Origin of the sequence: Thermanaerothrix solaris (assembly GCF_032334255.1) — a bacterium.
In the GTDB taxonomy this organism is placed as follows: Bacteria; Chloroflexota; Anaerolineae; order Anaerolineales; family Anaerolineaceae; genus Thermanaerothrix; species Thermanaerothrix solaris.
On record NZ_JAUHMF010000002.1, the window covers coordinates 803,301 to 822,419 of the forward strand.

The window sequence follows — 19,119 nt, forward strand, 5'->3', positions numbered from 1 at the left end:
AGGTAACTGTGGGAGGGGTAGGGGACGTAGCGTTTAGATTAGCGCGCTACAACTTTGATCGTGCGCGGACGGGCTGCAGCGGCTTTGGGTACCCGTAGAGTCAACACACCGTCCTTGAGGCTGGCGTCGGCTGCCGCGGAGTCCAGTTCATCTGGCAGGTGAATCACCCGCATGAAGCGACCGCGCGGGAGTTCTTGGAGGATGTAAGTGGCTTTTTCGTCATGCTCGGGTTTGAGCTCGCCCTGGAGAGTCACCGTATTGTCCTGGATCTGGATTTGAAGTTCTTCGGGTTTCACACCGGGCACTAACGCCGTGATCTCATAGCCTTCGTCATTAACGCGAACGTCCACCGGCACCCAGACCGTGGGTGATTCTTCGGGCCATTCCTCGTTGAGAGCACGATCCAACCAGCGCCGCATCATCCAGCGACCGTAGGGCATGCGCATGTACATCATCATAATCAACCTCCTGTAATCGTTGGGCTATTCTGCCTCTTTGGATGTTGGATGCTTTTATCTTAGGCGCGGTGTATAGGAATTTGGCAAACAAAATATCAGCGTTCTATATGAATCGTGACATAAAAACCAACGCCCCGGTGTGAGAAAACCCCGGGGCGTTGATTAAAGGGTAACGAACGGATTTGATCAGGCTTCGTTGATCACCCAACAGGCATGAGGGGGAAAGTTGATGATGACTTGATCCCCAGGGCGAGGCAAGGTCAACTGACGCTCGTTGAAGAGATCAGCCAAAACTTCGCGTCCCTGCAAATCCACCCGCACCCGCACAATGGCGCCAAGGAACATCACATCCAGGACGCGTCCCTGTAAATGATTGCGGCCTTCCACCGTGCCGAGGTTCATCTCCTCCGGGCGTAGAGCCAGGGTAACGACTTGACCGCGATTTAAGTGAGGTAGCGGTTCAACCTGTAACACGTTGTTATCAAAACGCACTTTACCCTGCTGGGGGTCCTCAACGATCACTGGAATGAGATTGAGTTGGCCGATGAACGAGGCCACGAAGCGGGTCTTGGGGTAGTTGTAAACCTCAAAGGGGGTTCCAACCTGCTCGATTCGTCCTTCGTACATGACTACGACGCGGTCCGAAAGCGAGAGCGCCTCTTCCTGGTCATGAGTAACGTAGATGGCAGTAATGCCCAAAGTTTGCTGAATGCGGCGGATTTCAGCGCGCAGTTCGACGCGAATTTTAGCATCCAGGGCTGAAAGGGGTTCATCCAGCAGTAAGACGCGCGGGCGGATGGCCAGTGCCCGTGCTAATGCAACCCGCTGTTGTTGCCCGCCCGAAAGTTGATAGGGGTAGCGGTTTTCAAAACCGGTTAGGCGAATCAAATCGAGCATCTCGCTGATGGTCTTGCGAATCTCTTCCGGCGGGCGCTTGGCTACCTTGAGCCCGAAGGCGATGTTGTCAGCCACGGTGAGGTTGGGAAAAAGAGCATAGGATTGGAACACCATGCCGATGTGGCGGCGGTTAGGGGGTAGGGTGGTAATGTCGTTGCCATCCAGGATGATCTTGCCACTAGTAGGCAATTCAAATCCGGCGATCATGCGCAGGGTGGTCGTTTTACCGCAGCCGCTTGGACCCAAGAAGGATACAAATTCCCCCCGCTCTACTTCCAAATTGAAGTCCCGAACGGCCAGAGTCGGCCCGAAGCGTTTGGAGAGGTTTTGCAGACTCAGATAGGCCATATGTCCTTTCACCGCGAATGAGTTTAGCGTGCACCGAACGCTTGATCACCACCCAGGGCGCGCCGTCCCACAAATTGGAAGAGCATCGTGAACGCCCAGGTAAGGGCGAAACTGATGACGGCTAACGCCGCACCCTCATAGGCGCGATTTTGTCCCACCTGTGACATGTAAGGCCCAAAAGCCTTCAGCCCGACCAGGAAACTGGCCATGGTTAATTCTCCCATCACAATGGTAATGGTCAAAAAGGCACCACTGAGAATAGCACTGCGCAGGTTGGGGAAGATGATTTGAGTGATAATCACCCACCAACCGGCACCCAGGCTTTGGGCAGCTTCGGTCAAGGTGCGGATATCTATGGCTTGAAGGCCAGTATCCACGGCACGATAAAGATAGGGGAGCACCAGTACCACGTACCCCGCCACTAACAGGATCTGTGTACCGGTGAATGAGTTGGTCAGCAAGAAAGGAGGGCGGCTGAAAACGCGGATCAGCCCAAAGACCAACACAATGGCTGGGACAACAAATGGCATCAGGGTGATGAATTCCACCACCGGGCGCAGTTGAGGCAGGCGGAGGCGGATCCAATAGGCAGTGGGAACAACTAAAACGACTCCTACCACCACCGTGAGTAATGCCATCTCAAGCGAAAAGGTAAAGGCGCTAGCGAAACGAGGATCGCTGAGCACGCGCTGGTATGCCAGTGCACTTAGTACACCCTTGCGCGCTCGCAGTGAGAAGTCTATGGTCGCGATAAGGGGGACGAAAAAGTAGAGTCCTCCTAAAAAGAGGATGAACCAGGAGAGCAAGCGCTGGCGCAGGGGGGCGTGGGCATTGCGGTCCATATCAGCCTCCAGAGGGTTTAGCGGCGTAACCAGCGCTCACTGCGCCGTCGCAACACATAATAAATAGCCATATTGATCGCCATGATCACAATCATCCCGAACGAAAGGGCATATCCCAACCCGGGATTGTATAGCACGTCTCCCATGATTTGAGCGCCGATGAGAATGGTGATCAGGTTAATCAATCCACCGGTGAGTGAAAGCGCGGTGGCGTAAGCGCCGAAGGCGTTCCCAAAAAGCAAGATGATCGCACCTAGGATTGAGGGGGTCAGGATGGGCAGGGCAACCATACGCCAATAGTCCCAGGTGCTGGCGCCCAAGTTCTCGGCAGCTTCGCGCCACTCGCGTTTAAGCCCTTCCAGGGCCGGGGCAATGATCAAGACCATCAGCGGGAACTGGAAATACATGTAAGTCAGGCTTAAGCCCCAGAACGAATACAGGTTAAAACCAATCTCGTAGATATCTACCCCCAAGGTTTTGAGCAACACCGTGACCATGCCCAGGCGCCCGAGCGTGGCCACAAAGGCAAACGCTAAGGGCACACCGGCAAAGTTCGAAGCCACACCGGAGAAGGTGAGCAGGGCATCCCGCGCCCAACGGGGCAGACCGCCCAGGGTAACCGCATAAGCCAACAGGAAGCCAAACAGCCCGCCACCCAGAGCCGTGGCTAGGCTGATGCGAATGCTAATGGAATAAGCGCTCAGGATTGAGGGAGTAAATAAACTGCGGATGTTATCGAGGGTGAAATGCCCTTGGGTATCTCGGAATGAGCCCACCAAGAGTGACAATGAGGGCAATAGCATGAACAAAGCCGCAAAGATGAAAAAAGGGGCTACGCCGATCCACACCATCCATCCGGTGCCAGTACGAGTGCGGCGCAAAGGTGATTCTGGGGAGGGCTGCACTGTGGCAGCCCTCCCTCCTGAAGGTGATTGAATTGTCGAGACGGGGGGGCGGATTTCGCTCATTGGGTTAATTTTACTTGACTTCGGCGCCGACGACCTTATCCCAATTTTCGGCAATGTAGGCTTTGGCCGCGTTCAGTTGCTCAATGGTGGGGAAAACGGCCTTGGCATACAATTCCGCCGGGGGTAGTTCAGCCAAGAGGTCTGCCGGGATGGCGTTGCGTTTGACCAAATCATCAAAGCGGATGGGGTGGCAACCGCCCTTGAGCCAGATCAATTGTCCCTCGTCGGAATAGAGGAACTCCATCCACAACTTGGCAGCGTTGGGATGGGGAGCATAGGCACTGATCGCCTGGATGTATACGCCCGCGATGATACCGCTCTTGGGGATGACCACCTCAATCTCGGGGTTGCCTTCCAGGGCTTTCTTATCGGCCAGGGCGTTGTAGTCCCAGCGGAAGACCACTGGGGTTTCGCCTTTGGCAATGGTGGACTGCTTCGCGATCACCGGAACGAAATTACCGACTTCGTTCAGTTTCTTGAAGTATTCCAGGCCGGGTTGGACGTTATCCAGCGAACCACCGTTAGCAAGGGCGGCGGCATACACGCTCATCTGCGCCTGAGCGGAGAGACGCGGGTCGCCGGCCAAGGCAACCTGATTCTTGTATTCCGGCTTCAGCAGGTCAGCCCAATCTTGGGGCACGTTTTTAACGACGTCTTTGTTGACTTCAAAGGCCATGACGCCGTAGTAATCCCCATACCAATAGCCATCTGGATGCTTGAGGTTGTCGGGGATGGTGTCCCAGGTAGACACCTTGTAAGGCATAGCCAGTTTTTCGTCCACCAATTGCGGACCAAAGGCATATCCCACGTCAATTACATCCGGGGCTTGGGGGCCCTTGCTGTCTTTATTGGCTTTAATGGCTTCAATTTCCTCGGCAGAACTGGCATCGGGATTGAGTTCATTGACCTGGATCCCGTACTTTTGCTTAAAGGTCTCAATGGCTTCACCGTAATTGCACCAATCGTGCGGTAACGCGATGGTGGTAAGCATGCCCTCTTGCTTGGCGGCAGCGATCAGGTCGGCCAGCGCACCGCTCTCACCCCCGGATGAGGCTGGCGGTTGGGTGGGAGCCGCGGTAGGTGTGCCCGCACAGGCGGCCAGAAAGGCTACCAGGACAAGCAAACTCACCCAGCGGAAAAGGCGGGACAACGTGAGGGCTTTCATAATTCTTTTCCTCCTTATTTAGGGTTGAATTTGGGGGATATTTTTATTTTATACTAAAAACAGGATTAAAAACGTTACCCTAAGGGTCAAAATTGGCTTAAGTTTAGGTAAACGTTTTACCAAAGAATTGTTAAGAAAAGTTGTGGGTATGCTATAATCCCCTCGACCTTGGCTTACGGAGTGCACAATGTGTTTTGATTTCTCTGCCTTTTCGCTAGAGAATTTCTCAGATCCTTGTCAGCAAGAATTGCACCCTCAGGCTCGCGTGGGATTGGCGCTTTTTGCCGAGGGACGGTATTTTGAGGCCCACGAGGCTTTGGAAGAAGCCTGGCGTGAAAGCCAGGGCCCGCAGCGAGCGCTCTATCAGGGGATCTTACAGGTGGGGGTGGCTTATTATCACATCCTTCAGGGAAATTACACCGGTGCGCTGAAAATGTTTGCCCGGGCGCAGGCGAACTTGGAAGCGTTTGAGCGCCCGTGTTCGGGGGTGGATGTGCCACAGTTACGGGAAGATGCGCGGCGGGTAGAAGTGGCGTTACGGGCACTGGGTGAGGCACGCATCCATGAACTGGATCGTAAATTGCTCAAGCCTGTTCCGATGATCAGCTCTGAGTAGCGCGGGAGAGAACATAACATGGAATCTAAGCCGTTTGCGGGTAAGGTTGTTCTGGTTACTGGCGGAGGGCGCGGGATTGGGCGAGCCATCGCCCTTTATTTTGCCGCGCGAGGTGCCGATGTGGTGATCAACTTTGTGCGCAACCAGGAACATGCCGAAGAGGTGGCAGCTCAGGTTGAAGCACTGGGACAGCGGGCGCTGATGGTACGAGCCAACGTCGGATATCCGGAGGAAATCGAAAAACTGTTTGCCCGCATTGCTGAAACGTTCGAGGTTCTGGATATCTTTATCAGCAATGCTGCCACCGGCTTTAACCGTCCTGGGATGCAGCAGAAGGTGAGCGGGTGGGATTACACCATGAACGTCAACGCGCGCGCCTTCCTCTTTGCAGCCCAAAAAGCGGTTCCCTTGATGGAAAAACGCGGCGGTGGGCACATGGTGGCGATCACCAGCCCCGGCTCGCAACGAGTTCTGCCCGATTACATTGCCGTAGGGGCCAGCAAAGCCGCCCTTGAGGCACTTACCCGTTACTTGGCAGTAGAACTGGCACCCAAGAATATTATCGTCAACGCTGTCGCCCCTGGCATTGTACTGACCGATGCGCTCAAGCATTTTGCCGCTCTCAGTGACCCCCAGGTTATCGAGCGGGCAATTGTCAACACCCCCGCCGGCCGCTTGGTGACACCGGAGGATGTGGCCGGGGTGGTGGGGTTCCTGTGCTCACCGGAAGCGGCAATGATACGCGGCCAGGTGATTGTGGTGGATGGCGGCTATACGCTGATCACGCCCGGCTGAGATTTATATCTGAAACCCGAATAACCTGAGCCAAGGGCGCGCATTTTGGGCCAGGAAGGGCCAGGGGATGGCGGCCAGGGTTAATAGTAAGGCCAGACCGAAACCAAGTGCGGCTCGGCGGTGCTTTTGTGCATCAGTTGGGGCTTTCTTGCTCAAGGTGCGTGCCATGTGGGCGATCCCGAGCGCAATCAGCATGAGGAAAATGTGTTCCACGGCGAAAAAGCGCAGTGCTGCTTCCCGCATGGCGGCGCCAAGGTCACCAATCAACACACTGCCCCAGCCGCGGGTTAGATACAGGATGAGTCCGAGTAATATTTGCAAATCGAATGCCAGGGTGAAGAGCATCCCGGCGCGTCCATCCCCAGGGGTAAAGGGGCGGTGACCGATCCAACCACCCATGGAACGGACGAAAGCCACACCGCCCAGGATTAAAACCGCCCAGCGTGTCAGGTTATGCAGGCTCAATAGAATCAGGTTGAGGGTATCCATGAATGTCCTCCTGAGAAGAGATGTAAGTGGTTAAGGTTTCCAACACGTGTTCTAACCAGTGCGCCTCGGCGGCCAGGTGATAGCGTTGGTGTTCCAGGGCCAGTGCAGCTGCCCCGGCATGTGCTGGGGCGTTTTCCAACGCCAGGCGCCGGGCCTGGATCTGGGCGAGGCGCTTTTGAAGCAGGTCACGAGCTTCGTGAGGGGATAAGGCATCCAGGAAACTCAGGCCTATGTCCCCCGCGAAATAGATGGGGTGGTAATCGCTCAAGTTCTTGCGTAGCAACTGCCAGAAGGCATGTTCGCCCTCGGGGGTTAGACGGTAGATGCGCCGCTGGAGACCGCGGGCGGGGTGATCTTTGTTCCAAGTGACCCAACCTTTTTGGGCCATGCGCTTTAGTAAATAGTAGGCGGTTGGTTTCTTTAGGGCTGCGCAGGTATCCCAATCATGAGCGATGAGAACATTGAGGGCATAGCCGTGCGTAGGGCCGCGACGGAGTAATCCAAGCAAGAGCAATTCATTGGCCTCATCTTCAGGCAGGGGCATGGCAGATCACCAAGGTGTTCAAAATAGTCAAAATTGACTATTTGAATTTTATGGAATTAGAGGGTTTTGTCTAGCCTGATTCAGGTTAACAATGGGATGAAAAACCCATCATCCGGGGGGTGAGAAGAAGGCGGATTTAGATTTATGGCATGTCAGGGACAAGCAGATCATTACGAAGAGGGTTCGGCAGACGCAACCTTGGAGAGAGGCTGACTTTCCAGGTTAGCGGTGACCGGCCAGAATAAGGCGATAAGGCTCATCGCACTGCATCCCAAGCCGCCGATGATATACCATGTTTGTAACCCCAACCAATCGGCAATAGGGCCGGCAAAAAGCATTCCCAGGGGTGTCATGGCTGAAGCCAGGCTGTGGATCACGGTAAATACGCGCCCTTGCATTTCCGGTGCGACTCGTGCCTGCACCAGTGCGAAGAGCGGCCCGTTGGTGATAGGGTTGGCTATCCCTAACCAGAACATCAACCCCAGCGCTATGGGATAGGCTGATGGTGGCAAAAACCCCATCCCCATCGCGCCTAAGCCGGTGGCAAACAGGCCCGTCATTGAGGTCCATAATTTGCGCCGGAAACCACCCCACACACTAAGAAGTAACCCGCCTAGGACCACACCGATACCATATCCGGATTCGAGCCAACCAAGATGGATGGCTTCCCCACGAAAATGGCGGGTTACGAGCAAGGGCAAGAGTGCAAAAGCGGGGTTGAGTAAGAAGTTGATCAGGGTGGCCATGAGCAAAATAGCCAGTAAACCGGGCCAGGCGGCGATATAACGCAGGCCATCTCGTACATCTCGCACTACCAAGCGTGGCGTCACGGCCGATTCCGCATCCGTGCGTTGAGGCTGGGGAATGTGGACTAGCCAGAGCAAGTTGACGGCAATCAAAGCCGTGAGGATGTCAATGGCAAGGATGTGTGGCAGGGGCCACAGGGCTAACAAGAAGGCACCGATCGGTGGGGCGGCGATGTTGATCAGGCCGTTGAGGGCCTGGTTGGCACCGGCGATGCGCGAGAGGTGACGTTCCGGTACCATTAGCGACGTGGATGCCTGCATCGCCGGCCAGTGGAATGCGTTGCCTAGACTGCGTAAAAACAACACGACATAAACATGCCAGGGTTGGGCGCGCTCAAAAGCAAACAGGATGACCAGCCCCAGCGTAGCCATGGCAATGGCGCTATCGGCGAGCATCATTACCCGGCGGCGATTCCAGCGATCCACCAAGGCCCCGGCGAACGGTCCTAAGAGGACTTGAGGGAGCAAGCCGAAAAGGGAGGCGGTTGCGAGCACGACGGCTGAACCGGTGGTTTGGGTGAGCCACCAGATCAGCGCAAAGTGCGCTAATCCGCTGCCAAAAAGAGAAAAGACCTGCCCAATCCAGATGGGAGCAAAACGACGCAACCAGTAGCGATCTGCATCAGGGGAAGGAGAGGGAATACTCATTGGACCTCAACTCAGCAAAAGGATCACTCTCCCGCACCACACAAATGGCCGGGCTTTTGGCAATGAACGAGGCGCTGAGCCTCAGCGGTTACTCAATAAAGACCTCGACGTGCTCGCCGTCTTCTTCGTCGAAGACATCTACCAGGGTGCCGGTTTCACCGGAGCGAATAAACTCCATCAGGCGATTAACGTCCAAACCTTCCACTTCGGGGGTGAACCGCATCCCCATCTTGATCCCGGCCGAAACCAGGTTTAGCGGCAGGCGGATGTTGGCGCGCACTTTACCAGTATCGGTATCGGTGATGCGCACGCGTAGCCAACGCCCGCTTCCACCGGGCGGGGGCGGTGGGGGCGGGGGTGGGGCTTTAGGACCAGGGGCGGCTTCCAGGGCTTCGAGTAAGCGGGCTGCTTCTTCAGCGGTGATCTTGCCCTCTTGCAACATCTCCAACACTTTAAGGCGTTCTTCCCGTGAGATCATAAGCTAGCTGCTCCTAAGGCGTTTCTTCGCGTTTACCCAGCAGACGGCGCCGTGCTTCCTCGGGGGTTATTAACCCCTGGGCAAGTTCTTCCAGGATGCGTAAACGTTCTTCGCTCCCCGGGCGAGGCGGGGTTTCTTCGCGTCCGGGTTCCAATCCCAACGCGCGAATGACCTCATTTAGACGGTTGCGTAGGGTGGGATATGAGAGGTCGAGTTCCTCTTCCATACGCGTAAAGCGTCCCTCGCAACGGATAAAAGTGAGTAAAAACTGAACCTGCTCGGGGGTAAGCGCCGCAAAAGGATTGCTGGCGGGGTAAAAATTCCCCTCGATAGTTGTTTGACAGTTGGGACAGTGGAGGCGAGTGACCACTAATTCGCTGCGGCAAACCGGGCAGCGCTCAAGCATTGGATTCATAACGCACTCCTGTAAATGCATTTCCCGGCTGTAAGACAGCAGGGCGAACACGGTGTTACAATTTTATTGTAGTCACTCTTTTAAATTTGTCAAGTGGTATTCAATAAATCGTAATATCGTGTGAGAAATATTTAAGTTCGCTTTGCCCAAAAACTATAGCCTTATATAGAGCGTGCCATAAAAGAGTTATGTGGTGTATAATCCGCACCGTTGAGGTGCTGAGGATGAAGTGGACCTTACATACCGAGTTCCCATATCACCTGAAGGAGGCCTGGAACGCCCTCCTGGATGAGGCTATCACCAATGTGCCTTTTTTGCGTTATGAGTACCTGGAGGCCTGGTGGGAAACGCGCGGTGGCGGGGAATGGCCGCAAGCCCAATTAACCCTTATAACCGCTCATGAAGGGGACCGACTGGTGGGGATTGCGCCGCTCTTCTTTACCCCAAACCATCACGGGCGACCGGCTTTGCTCTTCTTGGGCAGTATCGAAATCTCCGACTACCTGGATTTCATCGTTCGTCCTGCAGATTTAGATCGCTTTGGGCGTGGGCTGTGGTCGTTTCTAGGGCGAGGGGTGACCTGGGAGTGGCAGGCCTTGGATCTCTACAACCTGATCGAAACCTCGCCGACACTGACGATGCTCGCAGCACTGGCCAGTGAATATTCCTTATCGTTTCAGGTTGAGCACCTGCAGCCTTCACCTTACGTCCCACTACCGGGCGATTGGGAAGCATATCTGGCCAGTTTAGATAAAAAGCAGCGCCATGAAATCCGCCGTAAATTGCGTCGGGCGGAGGGACATACGTCCATGGTCTGTTGGTACTGTGCTCAGGACAATGTTGAGGCGGAGGTGGATGCATTCCTCGACCTGATGGCGCAAGATAAGGATAAAGCGGCCTTCCTGACCCCCCTGATGCGCCAGACCCTGCGCCGTATCGCGCTGGCTGCGGCGGCTCATGGTTATCTACAACTGGCGTTTCTCGATGTTGAGGGTGAAAAAGCAGCGGCATATTTCAACTTCGACTATGGTAACCGCATTTATGTCTATAACACCGGGTTCAACCGTCGCTTCAATGAGATCTCGCCAGGCTGGGTGTTGCTCTCTTACCTTTTGCAGTGGGCTAACCACCAGCGGAGGCTGGAGTTCGATTTTATGCGCGGGGATGAGGACTATAAATATCGTTTTGGGGCCATCAACCGCTATGTGGTACGGGCGACCCTGCTTCGTCAGCCGCTGACAGCATCTGTCTCTGGTGCCGGCTCCATCGCGGTACAGGAGTAAATCATGGCTATTGACGACGCAATCTTGCGTGAGGTGCTACGCCAGGTCATTGACCCTGAACTGGGGCGCAATATCATAGATCTGGGCATGGTGCGCGATTTGACCTTTGATCCGCAGGAAGAACGAGTGCGCTTCACCCTGGCACTGACCACGGCGGCGTGTCCTCTGCGTCATCGCCTGGTCGAAGAGGCGCGAGCGGCCCTGCTGCGCCTGCCGGGCATCCGGGACGTTGAAGTGACGTTGGGCGTTATGAGTGAAGAGGAGCGCCGGGCTGTGCTGGGGTCAGGGGTTTCGCAACCGCCTAAACTGGCTGGACTTAACCGCATTCGGCAGGTGATTGCGGTGGTGAGCGGCAAGGGGGGTGTGGGGAAGTCCTCGCTGACGGCATTGCTGGCGGTGGCGTTGCGTCGCCAGGGTCAGAAGGTGGGTGTCCTGGATGCTGATATAACCGGTCCGAGCATCCCAAAATTGTTTGGGCTGCCGGCGGGCGGTTTACGTGGGAATGACCTGGGCATTTTGCCGGCCATTACCCGCACTGGCATCCGTGTTGTTTCGGCGAACCTGATGCTGCCGGAAGAGGACGCGGCAGTGGCGTGGCGTGGCCCGTTGATTACAGGGCTGATTCAGCAGTTCTGGGGGCAAGTGTTGTGGGGACAACTGGATACCCTTCTGGTGGACCTGCCGCCGGGCACCTCGGATCCCTTGCTCACGGTAGTGCGTCAAATGCCTTTGCGCGGTGCAGTGCTGGTGACTTCTCCCCAACAATTGGCGGCGCTGGTCGTGCGTAAGGCGGTCAACCTACTCAAGAACTTGAGCGTGCCGGTGTTAGGTGTGGTCGAGAACCTGGCTTATTACCCGTGCCCGCAAACGGGTGAGCCACATGAGATTTTTGGCCCCAGCCACGCCGCAGAAGTGGCCGCGGCAGCAGGGTGTGAGGTGATCGTACGCCTGCCCATCCGCCCGGACCTGACCCTGTTAGGGGATGCCGGGCGGATCGAAGAGGTTGATCTGCCCGAACTCGCGCCGCTCCTGGCGCAAGTGTTGGCGCCCGCGCCTCAACCGGCGGCCTGAGCCTTCCATACCCCGGGGCTGTGCGAGGTGCATAGACCGGTTTTTCTCTTTGTGGATGGTCTAATCCGGTGGTTATCCAATCGGCCAGCCCAGCGGGGTAGGTTGGTCCGGCTGGAGCAGGATGACGTCGTTATCAGGGCCTATGGCGCCCAGCACCAGCACTTCGGAGATAAAATCGGCGATGCGGCGGGGAGGAAAGTTGACCACCGCCACCACCAGCCGTCCTACTAAATCTTCCTTGCGGTAGCGCCGCGTTAGTTGTGCGCTGGAGGTCTTCACCCCCAAGGGACCAAAGTCAATCCACAATTTGTAGGCCGGTTTGCGCGCTTTGGGATGATCTTCCACGCGGATGACTTTACCCACACGCATATCCACTTTGGCAAAGTCATCCCAGGTGATCAGGGGTGGGGTCTCGCTCATGGTGTCTCCTCAACGCTAAGAGGGTTTAAGGGAATAGACGCCGTGCCTTAATCTCTGCGATAGCGTCCGGACGGTAACGGTAAAGACGGGCCGGGCGACCTTCGCCGCTGCGCACATAAGGCGTGGGTTCGATCACCCCAGCCTGGAGCAGGCGGCGCCGGAAGTTGCGCTTGTCCAGGCGTTCGCCCAGAATTAGTTCGTAGGTGTGCTGGATCTCACTCAGGGTAAAGAGTTCGGGGAGCAATTCAAAGCCCACCGCCGTATATTCCAGTTTATAGCGTAAGCGGCGCAAGGCATAGGCGAGGATGTCGGCGTGATCCAGGGCGAGGGGCGGCAGGGCGTTGAGGGGGAACCAGGCTCCATGTTGGGCGTCGGGGGCGATTTGTGCAAGCGCATCCATGGCAATGAGGGCAAAATAGGCCACCGAGATCACGCACCCGGCGGGATGTCGCCCGCTTTCGCCGTAGGTATATAACTGTTCTAAGTAGGCCTCGCGCAGTCCCAAACAGGCTTCCAGGCATTTGTAAGCCGCTTGCGTCAGCGAGCAGGACGCATCCATCGGCGCAGAGGGCAACACCCAACCGCCCAGATCAATGTGGGCTGGTGGCTGCAGCCAAACCTGGAGCGTTTCGTCCTTAAGGGTAAAGATAACGAGCAGAACTTCAAGGCGAACCTCGGTGCTCATGATCCGATAGCCCCATGGCAGATGGATACAGATCGTCCTGTGATATTATATATCCAGAGCCTTGCCGTGCTCTTGTTCTGGCACGATTATTGCGACGCCACTCGCAAAGATAAGTGAGGAACTTTGAATAAAGAGAGAGCGTCTTTATTTCAGGCTTGCAGAGCCGGAGGCTTGGGCCTGGATTTTTCTTGTGGAGGAGGAGAAAACTATGAAGCATAAAATTTCCTTATGGGTGGGGATGAGTGTTCTGATCCTGGTGGCTTTGGCATGCAACCTGCCGGTAGGTGGTGGCCAACCCACGGCCCAACCCACGCCGAACGCCACATTAACCGCGCTCTTTGCCCTGTTGACCCCGGTAGCCACGACGCCACCCCCGGTAATTGCCAGTCCGACTGCTGCCCCACCCACGGCGGTTCCACCGACCCCCACTACTGCGGTGGCTTCACCTACCGCAACCCTGCCCCAACCCACCCTCACTGCCACCCCGCTCCTACGCACCGGCGGCAGTTTCAAGGCCGTCTATTTCAGCACGCCGCCCAAACTGGATGGGGTGTGGGATGAGTGGCCGGGAAGTGCCTACTCTTGTGAGAATGTGGTGTTTGGGGCCAAAGAACGTAAGAATCGCGAAGATTTGGGTTGCTCGTTCCGAGTGGGCTGGGATAGCACCTACCTCTATGTAGCCTATAAGATTTACGATGATACCTATGTCCAAGAAGCCAGCGGCGCCGACCTCTATAAAGGGGATAGCGTGGAGATCCTTTTGGATGCCGACCTCTACGGCGATTGGAACTCCCAGGTGCTCAGCGGGGATGATTATCAGTTGGGCATCTCACTAGGCCGCCCGGATCCAGAGGGCACCAAGGATGTTTATTTATGGTTCCCGCGCGCCAAGGCTGGTAGCCGCGATGATGTGAAGGTCGCCGTAGCCGCCCAGGAAGGGCTCTATCGCGTGGAAGTGGCCGTGCCTTGGGGCCTCTTTGGAGTCAAGCCGGCGACAAATCAGCAATTTGGGTTTGCCGTTTCGGCCTCGGATAATGATAAGCCGGGCGAGAAAGTGCAGCAGAGCATGGTCTCCAGCGCGCCGTTCCGCCGTCTGACCGATCCCACAACCTGGGGCATCCTGACCCTGACGCGGTAACAAAACACCGGGAGGTCATGCCGGCCTCCCGGTGCGTTTTTACGCCCAACGGATGGGGTTAGAACAGGATCAACGCCAGTTCGTTGCGGTACTGGCGGGTGAGCGGATTTTCTTCACCTAATATCTCGAGCAGGCTCAATACCACCTGGCGGGCTTGATCCTCGCGGTAGCGCTTATCCTGGCGCAAGATATCCAGCAAGCCGTCTAATGCAGCCAGGATATTGCCACGGCTGGCCAGGCGGATGGCATTCCAGTAGGCAGCGGCTAACTCATCCCCTTCATCTTCGATGCCCCGATGCTGGCGCAATTCAACCAATGCCTCGGCATAGGGTTTGAGCAACATGGCTTGGGCGTACTGGCGGCTGGGTGGGAAGGCCTCTAAGATGGCCAATCCTTCATAGCCTTTACCTTGAGCCAGCAGGGCCTTGACCAAGCCAAGCAGGGCGCGTGGGTCTTCACCTTCATCGTCCAGAACCTCGCGGAAGAGGTTCTCGGCTTCCGCCCACTCACCCTCGCTGAGCAGACTTTCGGCTTTTTCCAGTTTCAGCGCGGTTGGGCTGGGTGGCTGCAATCGCTCCAAAAACTCGCGTAGACGGGGTTCGGGAATGGCCCCCACAAACTCGGCTACCACCTGCCCGTTGACGAAAGCCTTAACCGTGGGTAGGCTGCGCACCCCATAGCGCAACGCCAGGTTGGGATTTTCGTCCACGTTAACCCGTGCCAGGCGGAAGCGCCCTTGTGCTTCGTCGGCTAAACGCACCAATAGGGCTCCCAGGTCGCGGCAGGGACGGCACCATGCCGCCCAAAAATCTACCACCACCGGAACATTCTGCGAAAAGGCCAATACTTCATATTCGAAATCGGCTTCACTAACGTCCACAATGTAATCTGGGCTCATCATCGGCTACTCCTTATTTTTTTTACCCAGGGTTTTTTTTTACCTTTGGCTTACATCCAAAATTGTACCCATCCTTTGTTAATTTTTTGTCGGAATATGTTGATTCATCCCTCATCGTCTCCCTCATCACTCGCGATACCGGGTTGCTCAACTCGTACCACCTCGCCGTGCAAATTGATGACAATGCGAAAGCCCATCATGCCCAGGTAAGCCCGACCCTCTTCAGGGATGCCGGTTTGCAGTAATTGCTCAAATTGCTTATCCAGGTTACGCAGTTGGGTATAGATCATGGCACGCGAGAAGGGATCTTCCTGGCCCAGCATCTTGGCGGTTTGCTCACTGAGCAGGTCCTCGTGCCCTTCGATTTGTTGACGCATGATATCCAGTACTTGGCGATCCACCTGTTCCGAAGGAATATGTCGCCGGAAGCCGCGGTCGTTGACGACATAGCAGGGTTCGTCCCCGACGTACGCCACTTCAACCGGTTGATCGTTCTCATCTACAACTAAACCCGCAAACAAAGGTTGACGCATAGTGTTTCTCCCGAATCTAACTGCTTTGTTTGCCCTCAATGATGGCAAGCAGGATGGCCACCGCTAACCCCAAACGGCGATCAAACTGCCGCGCTGGATCGGTAGAGAAGTCAATCTCCATGACGTAACCGAAGAGGTGAAACCGCTGACGGTATTCGGCTACGAGGGTGGTTCCCAAGGTGGCAAGGTAGTGCTGGGGCAATAAAGAGCCAAGCAGAAAACGCCGTAGTAAGGCGCGCCCCAGGGAGTCTTCTTGTACCGTGCCAATGATTTCATCGCTGGCGTTCAGGATTTGCCACTCATCCCTTGCCAGCGATTGCCACCCACGGCGGCGCAACGCACCCACTTTCATCCCGCTGGCGCTTTCTACCACATCATACGCGGCGGAGAAATCCAATACCTGGCGGGCGCGTATCTGGAGTACCTCTTGGGCCATGCTCTCGTCGCGATAAACACGGATGTCTTCCTTGAGGCGGAACATACGTTGGCGACAAAAAAGTGCCATCTCACCCTGGGGAGTGTAAATGCGCACAGTCCCGGTCAGGGCAAGTACCTGGCGCCTGAGCAAGTAGTGGGTATAACCAAAAATAGACTCCATCATGAGCACTCCTCTGTTACTATTCTACAACAATGACGGCGGTTCCGCGCTCGGCTGTTACATAGTTGGCGTCCAGCGGTACGGTGGGATGCGTCCAGCGGTAAATCCATAATGCATCTTGTGGGCTCAGGTTGATGCATCCGTGGCTGCGGGGGCGCCCAAAGTCATTGTGCCAATAAGTGCCGTGAAAAGAAATACCGTTGTCCATCAGGTAACTGACCCAAGGCACGCCGGGCAAGTCATACGAATTGGGAGCAGCGCGGTCGCCGGCTGCCATATGGCGCGAGGGGCGCTTGCGGTTGGTCTGGTAACGTCCGGGCGGGGTGCGAAAATCTCCGTCGCGAAAGCGTGCGCCGGTGGCGGCACGAGCGGCAAAGACCGGTTTATCGCTTTCCCATGCAATGACCACTTGTGAATTCAAACGCACTTCGATCCATTTTTCATTCGCCGGCACCTGTGGAGAGAGCGGGGAAACGTCTTCCGGTTGGACAAGGCGCAAGTGGATCGCCCGTGCAAAGAAGACTACCGGCCATTTATCATCAGCGATGCGATACCACCACTCTCCTTGTTCGTCTTGCACGGCCTGGGTGACCCAAAAGGTGGAGCCATAGTAAAGGCGATAGGCTACGCTCCACGTCAGGCGTGGATGCCATAAAGCGTCGGTGTAAGGCACTGTCACCTCAAATAAACGGCCCTGGGAGGAGATCTCGGTCTGGGGCGGTTGAGGTTGTAACGCCACCGGCTGGACTTCACCAGAATGCACAAAGGCCTCGTCGCTGAGAAGATACCAGACGCGGTTATGATTGGGGTTTTCATCTCCCAAAGTGACCCCGGTGATCGGTAGAACGAGGTCACGCCAGTAGGTTTTGCGGATGTTGGCGGAAAACGAGGGACGGTCGTACCCCTCAGTTTTAGGTGGGATAATTCGTCCCAGTGAAAGCCCGAAGGTGTGGGGATCAGAAATTTTTCCGGTCAGGAGAGAAAAAGATGGGGTCGGTCTGCCGATCAGCGCCAATAAGCCTGCCGCGCACCAGCGCAGAAATTCGCGACGTGTGAGGGAAGGCAGATCCAACGGCGGCATGCCTCAATCATGAATATTGACCAGTGTGCCTACGGAAGCCCAGTTGAACAGCCAGGCGGCGTCCTCGGTGCGCAGGTTGATGCAGCCGTGGCTCATCGGGGTGCCAAAGTTGTTGTGCCAATAGGTACCGTGAAGTCCATAGCCTTTGTAGAAGTACATCACGTAAGGGACATCGGGCAGGTAATACCCCGGCCCACGCATGTCCGCGTAGCGGTATTTGACGTAGATACGGTACTGGCCGGTAACGGTAGGGTAGCGCCAGGTACCAGTGGAAACCAGAAACTGGTTGACCAGGGTTTGCCCTTCGTAAGCATAGACCATTTGCTCGCTCAAATCCACATCAATCCAGCGCTCATCACCTTCAACTTCAGGCCAGGTGGCTACATCTGCGCGGGGCGGCGTGGTGGGGGTGTCTGTAGGGAGTGGGGTGGGCGTATCGGTTGGGGTAGGGCTGGGGGTTGCGGTCGGTGTCGGGGTGGCGGTCGGTGTCGGGGTGGGAGTGGCCGTTGCAGTTGGGGTGAGGGTGGGTTTGGGCAAAGCCGCCGCCGGGCGTGCCAATGAGGGACTGCGGGCAAAAACGATGCGCAGTTGGGGGCTTATTGACCACGCGGCCAACGCCAGACCGGAAATGACAAAAACCGACAAGGCTAACCAGAGCCAGGGACGCCAGCGCGAGCCAATGCGGGGTTGTGCCTGTGCGGTTGGTGTAGTCCGAACGGCGGGGCGTGGCCGACGTATCGGCACGGGTTGGGTTTGCGCCAACGCTTCGGCTATGGGGGCGTTAAATGTGTAAGTCGAGGCGGAAGACGGCTTGATTTGAGTCTGGCGCAGACGACGCACCGCCCAATGCATTCCTTGGCGTGCAGCGCGGCTGTGAGGGTTGATGGCCAGCGCACGTTCTAGGTAGGCAATGCTCTGTTGCGGCTCAGACAGGGCGGCCAGAATTAACCAGGGCGTTTCTAAATCAGGATACTCGCGTGCAGCGGCTTCAGCTAGTGACTTGGCTTCGTCGGCACGGCCTTGGTGTAAGGCCTGACGAACCCGCTCCAACCAATCCGAAGGCAGGCTGCGCGCGGTAGAGGTCATGGTGACGTTCCGTTCTGTCCAATGGGTTCGTTACGCAGGAAGCACAAAATCCCGTCGGCAACCCCTTGTGCCACCCGGTCGGGTTCCTCGGTGAGAATACGACGGTCGAGGTTGAGGAAACCGGTCTCAATTATGGCGGCGGTGGTCTCGCTGTTAATCTCGCTAAAGGTGTGGTATTCGGTCATGTCACGGGTAATAGTGTTAGGATGATAGCGCAATCCGGTCGCTTTGGCGTAGCGATCCACCAGGCAGGCGGTGAGGCGTTCAGCCTTCTCTGGAAAAAGGCTCGAGGACGCCGCGGCTACTTTGAACCCGGTGGCTTCATCGTTGATGTAATTACAGGAGTCATTGTGAATTGAGACCAGAACCTGGGCCTGGTAGCCGGCCAGGCGTTCATCAAACTCGTTGAGCAGATCTACCTGATAGCCAACGGCGAGCAGGCGTTGTTGCACTCGTAACGCAATTTCCAAATTAACCTGGGCTTCGGTCAAGCCATCCGGGCAGACGGCACCCGAGTCATTCCCGGCATGGCCGGCAACAATTCCCACCCGCGGCATGGGGCGTGGGGTAGGTGTGGGATAGGCTGCCCCCGGATTGGCCTGGAGCGCCTGGAACATGGCTTCCAGGGAGCGGTTGGAGAATAAACCGGTCGGTGTGAACAACGTCAGCAGGGTCGCCATAATCAACCCGACGCTGACCACCGTCCAGATAATTGAAAGGAAGGCTGGTTGAGATGGCGAGGTAGAGGATTCTGGAATCTCGTCAAATGCATTTTCATCCATAAAGTAAATCACCTGGAACCATGGTTAAGATGATTATATCTGCAATCGGGCCATTCACCTCTGATTTTGAGGCGA

Annotated in this window: 23 protein-coding genes; 5 read left to right on the forward strand and 18 right to left on the reverse strand. The window is 56.1% G+C overall.

Going from position 1 to position 19,119, the window contains the following annotated elements:
• Positions 1 to 38: 38 nt before the first annotated feature.
• The 5 genes from QYE77_RS11955 to QYE77_RS11975 all read right to left on the reverse strand — a co-directional run bounded on the left by QYE77_RS11955 (position 39) and on the right by QYE77_RS11975 (position 4,678).
• The gene (locus tag QYE77_RS11955) at positions 39 to 458 is read right to left on the reverse strand and encodes an Hsp20/alpha crystallin family protein (protein WP_315625651.1); all 420 of its coding nucleotides are present in this window, start codon (positions 456 to 458) and stop codon (positions 39 to 41) included.
• A 186-nt stretch (positions 459 to 644) separates the two neighbouring features.
• The gene (locus QYE77_RS11960; protein WP_315625652.1) at positions 645 to 1,703 is read right to left on the reverse strand and encodes an ABC transporter ATP-binding protein; all 1,059 of its coding nucleotides are present in this window, start codon (positions 1,701 to 1,703) and stop codon (positions 645 to 647) included.
• A gap of 23 nt (positions 1,704 to 1,726) precedes the next feature.
• Positions 1,727 to 2,545, reverse strand: a complete 819-nt coding sequence (locus QYE77_RS11965) for an ABC transporter permease (RefSeq protein ID WP_315625653.1) — start codon at positions 2,543 to 2,545, stop codon at positions 1,727 to 1,729.
• Positions 2,546 to 2,562: 17 nt separating this feature from the next.
• Entirely contained in the window at positions 2,563 to 3,396 is an 834-nt protein-coding gene (locus QYE77_RS11970) for an ABC transporter permease (RefSeq protein WP_399390599.1), read from the reverse strand.
• A 127-nt stretch (positions 3,397 to 3,523) separates the two neighbouring features.
• Complete coding sequence (locus QYE77_RS11975; RefSeq protein WP_315625655.1) at positions 3,524 to 4,678, reverse strand: ABC transporter substrate-binding protein; 1,155 nt, start codon at positions 4,676 to 4,678, stop codon at positions 3,524 to 3,526.
• A gap of 187 nt (positions 4,679 to 4,865) precedes the next feature.
• Here QYE77_RS11975 and QYE77_RS11980 point away from each other — a divergent pair, with 187 nt between their 5' ends.
• Positions 4,866 to 5,294, forward strand: a complete 429-nt coding sequence (locus QYE77_RS11980) for a DUF309 domain-containing protein (protein WP_315625656.1) — start codon at positions 4,866 to 4,868, stop codon at positions 5,292 to 5,294.
• Between the two features lie 18 nt (positions 5,295 to 5,312).
• Positions 5,313 to 6,089, forward strand: a complete 777-nt coding sequence (gene fabL, locus QYE77_RS11985) for an enoyl-[acyl-carrier-protein] reductase FabL (protein WP_315625657.1) — start codon at positions 5,313 to 5,315, stop codon at positions 6,087 to 6,089.
• Between the two features lie 3 nt (positions 6,090 to 6,092).
• On the opposite strand, the gene QYE77_RS11990 is transcribed toward fabL, so the two are convergent.
• From QYE77_RS11990 to QYE77_RS12010, 5 genes are all read right to left on the reverse strand, one after another.
• A complete protein-coding gene (locus tag QYE77_RS11990; RefSeq protein ID WP_315625659.1) occupies positions 6,093 to 6,578 on the reverse strand; it encodes a hypothetical protein in 486 nt (161 codons plus the stop codon).
• A complete protein-coding gene (locus QYE77_RS11995; protein ID WP_315625660.1) occupies positions 6,541 to 7,122 on the reverse strand; it encodes a PadR family transcriptional regulator in 582 nt (193 codons plus the stop codon). The genes QYE77_RS11990 and QYE77_RS11995 overlap by 38 nt, the downstream gene beginning before the upstream one ends.
• 170 nt (positions 7,123 to 7,292) lie before the next feature.
• Complete coding sequence (locus QYE77_RS12000; protein ID WP_315625661.1) at positions 7,293 to 8,576, reverse strand: MFS transporter; 1,284 nt, start codon at positions 8,574 to 8,576, stop codon at positions 7,293 to 7,295.
• Positions 8,577 to 8,664: 88 nt separating this feature from the next.
• Positions 8,665 to 9,054 (reverse strand): SHOCT-like domain-containing protein, encoded by a 390-nt coding sequence (locus QYE77_RS12005; RefSeq protein WP_315625662.1) that lies wholly within the window; start codon positions 9,052 to 9,054, stop codon positions 8,665 to 8,667.
• 13 nt (positions 9,055 to 9,067) lie between these two features.
• Positions 9,068 to 9,469: a DUF2089 domain-containing protein gene (locus QYE77_RS12010; protein WP_315625664.1), complete on the reverse strand. Its 402-nt coding sequence runs from the start codon at positions 9,467 to 9,469 to the stop codon at positions 9,068 to 9,070.
• 224 nt (positions 9,470 to 9,693) lie between these two features.
• On the opposite strand from QYE77_RS12010, the gene QYE77_RS12015 reads away from it, so the two are divergent.
• Together QYE77_RS12015 and QYE77_RS12020 are read left to right on the forward strand one after the other, a co-directional pair.
• Positions 9,694 to 10,752, forward strand: coding sequence for a GNAT family N-acetyltransferase (locus QYE77_RS12015; RefSeq protein ID WP_315625665.1), 1,059 nt, complete (start codon positions 9,694 to 9,696; stop codon positions 10,750 to 10,752).
• Between the two features lie 3 nt (positions 10,753 to 10,755).
• Entirely contained in the window at positions 10,756 to 11,823 is a 1,068-nt protein-coding gene (locus QYE77_RS12020) for an Mrp/NBP35 family ATP-binding protein (RefSeq protein WP_315625666.1), read from the forward strand.
• Positions 11,824 to 11,895: 72 nt separating this feature from the next.
• Here the strand turns inward: QYE77_RS12020 and QYE77_RS12025 are convergent, their stop codons facing one another.
• A complete protein-coding gene (locus tag QYE77_RS12025; RefSeq protein WP_315625667.1) occupies positions 11,896 to 12,243 on the reverse strand; it encodes a tRNA-binding protein in 348 nt (115 codons plus the stop codon).
• 25 nt (positions 12,244 to 12,268) lie between these two features.
• Positions 12,269 to 12,928, reverse strand: coding sequence for an NUDIX hydrolase (locus QYE77_RS12030; RefSeq protein ID WP_315625668.1), 660 nt, complete (start codon positions 12,926 to 12,928; stop codon positions 12,269 to 12,271).
• Between the two features lie 208 nt (positions 12,929 to 13,136).
• Between QYE77_RS12030 and QYE77_RS12035 the strand changes: the two genes are divergently transcribed.
• Positions 13,137 to 14,066 (forward strand): sugar-binding protein, encoded by a 930-nt coding sequence (locus QYE77_RS12035; RefSeq protein WP_315625669.1) that lies wholly within the window; start codon positions 13,137 to 13,139, stop codon positions 14,064 to 14,066.
• A gap of 58 nt (positions 14,067 to 14,124) precedes the next feature.
• Here QYE77_RS12035 and QYE77_RS12040 read toward each other — a convergent pair whose 3' ends face one another.
• From QYE77_RS12040 to QYE77_RS12065, 6 genes are all read right to left on the reverse strand, one after another.
• Positions 14,125 to 14,967 (reverse strand): tetratricopeptide repeat protein, encoded by an 843-nt coding sequence (locus QYE77_RS12040; protein WP_315625670.1) that lies wholly within the window; start codon positions 14,965 to 14,967, stop codon positions 14,125 to 14,127.
• 101 nt (positions 14,968 to 15,068) lie between these two features.
• A complete protein-coding gene (locus QYE77_RS12045; protein ID WP_315625671.1) occupies positions 15,069 to 15,497 on the reverse strand; it encodes a hypothetical protein in 429 nt (142 codons plus the stop codon).
• A 16-nt stretch (positions 15,498 to 15,513) separates the two neighbouring features.
• Positions 15,514 to 16,098: a hypothetical protein gene (locus tag QYE77_RS12050; RefSeq protein WP_315625672.1), complete on the reverse strand. Its 585-nt coding sequence runs from the start codon at positions 16,096 to 16,098 to the stop codon at positions 15,514 to 15,516.
• Positions 16,099 to 16,114: 16 nt separating this feature from the next.
• The gene (locus QYE77_RS12055; RefSeq protein ID WP_315625673.1) at positions 16,115 to 17,176 is read right to left on the reverse strand and encodes a L,D-transpeptidase; all 1,062 of its coding nucleotides are present in this window, start codon (positions 17,174 to 17,176) and stop codon (positions 16,115 to 16,117) included.
• 3 nt (positions 17,177 to 17,179) lie between these two features.
• Positions 17,180 to 18,262 (reverse strand): L,D-transpeptidase, encoded by a 1,083-nt coding sequence (locus tag QYE77_RS12060; protein WP_315625674.1) that lies wholly within the window; start codon positions 18,260 to 18,262, stop codon positions 17,180 to 17,182.
• A complete protein-coding gene (locus QYE77_RS12065; RefSeq protein ID WP_315625675.1) occupies positions 18,259 to 19,044 on the reverse strand; it encodes an N-acetylmuramoyl-L-alanine amidase family protein in 786 nt (261 codons plus the stop codon). Before QYE77_RS12065 ends, QYE77_RS12060 begins: the two co-directional genes overlap by 4 nt.
• Positions 19,045 to 19,119 lie beyond the last annotated feature (75 nt).

Coding starts and splice junctions, on each gene's coding strand:
- QYE77_RS12030 (WP_315625668.1), bottom strand. CDS start 12,928: ATGAGCACCGAGGTTCGCCTTGAAGTTCTGCTCGTTATCTTTACCCTT.
- QYE77_RS12055 (WP_315625673.1), bottom strand. CDS start 17,176: ATGCCGCCGTTGGATCTGCCTTCCCTCACACGTCGCGAATTTCTGCGC.
- QYE77_RS11975 (WP_315625655.1), bottom strand. CDS start 4,678: ATGAAAGCCCTCACGTTGTCCCGCCTTTTCCGCTGGGTGAGTTTGCTT.
- QYE77_RS12065 (WP_315625675.1), bottom strand. CDS start 19,044: ATGGATGAAAATGCATTTGACGAGATTCCAGAATCCTCTACCTCGCCA.
- QYE77_RS12045 (WP_315625671.1), bottom strand. CDS start 15,497: ATGCGTCAACCTTTGTTTGCGGGTTTAGTTGTAGATGAGAACGATCAA.
- QYE77_RS11980 (WP_315625656.1), top strand. CDS start 4,866: ATGTGTTTTGATTTCTCTGCCTTTTCGCTAGAGAATTTCTCAGATCCT.
- QYE77_RS11955 (WP_315625651.1), bottom strand. CDS start 458: ATGATGATGTACATGCGCATGCCCTACGGTCGCTGGATGATGCGGCGC.
- QYE77_RS11970 (WP_399390599.1), bottom strand. CDS start 3,396: ATGGTGTGGATCGGCGTAGCCCCTTTTTTCATCTTTGCGGCTTTGTTC.
- QYE77_RS12000 (WP_315625661.1), bottom strand. CDS start 8,576: ATGAGTATTCCCTCTCCTTCCCCTGATGCAGATCGCTACTGGTTGCGT.
- QYE77_RS12025 (WP_315625667.1), bottom strand. CDS start 12,243: ATGAGCGAGACCCCACCCCTGATCACCTGGGATGACTTTGCCAAAGTG.
- QYE77_RS12005 (WP_315625662.1), bottom strand. CDS start 9,054: ATGATCTCACGGGAAGAACGCCTTAAAGTGTTGGAGATGTTGCAAGAG.
- QYE77_RS11960 (WP_315625652.1), bottom strand. CDS start 1,703: ATGGCCTATCTGAGTCTGCAAAACCTCTCCAAACGCTTCGGGCCGACT.
- QYE77_RS12060 (WP_315625674.1), bottom strand. CDS start 18,262: ATGACCTCTACCGCGCGCAGCCTGCCTTCGGATTGGTTGGAGCGGGTT.
- QYE77_RS12040 (WP_315625670.1), bottom strand. CDS start 14,967: ATGATGAGCCCAGATTACATTGTGGACGTTAGTGAAGCCGATTTCGAA.
- QYE77_RS12020 (WP_315625666.1), top strand. CDS start 10,756: ATGGCTATTGACGACGCAATCTTGCGTGAGGTGCTACGCCAGGTCATT.
- QYE77_RS12035 (WP_315625669.1), top strand. CDS start 13,137: ATGAAGCATAAAATTTCCTTATGGGTGGGGATGAGTGTTCTGATCCTG.
- fabL (WP_315625657.1), top strand. CDS start 5,313: ATGGAATCTAAGCCGTTTGCGGGTAAGGTTGTTCTGGTTACTGGCGGA.
- QYE77_RS11965 (WP_315625653.1), bottom strand. CDS start 2,545: ATGGACCGCAATGCCCACGCCCCCCTGCGCCAGCGCTTGCTCTCCTGG.
- QYE77_RS11990 (WP_315625659.1), bottom strand. CDS start 6,578: ATGGATACCCTCAACCTGATTCTATTGAGCCTGCATAACCTGACACGC.
- QYE77_RS12050 (WP_315625672.1), bottom strand. CDS start 16,098: ATGATGGAGTCTATTTTTGGTTATACCCACTACTTGCTCAGGCGCCAG.
- QYE77_RS11995 (WP_315625660.1), bottom strand. CDS start 7,122: ATGCCCCTGCCTGAAGATGAGGCCAATGAATTGCTCTTGCTTGGATTA.
- QYE77_RS12010 (WP_315625664.1), bottom strand. CDS start 9,469: ATGAATCCAATGCTTGAGCGCTGCCCGGTTTGCCGCAGCGAATTAGTG.
- QYE77_RS12015 (WP_315625665.1), top strand. CDS start 9,694: ATGAAGTGGACCTTACATACCGAGTTCCCATATCACCTGAAGGAGGCC.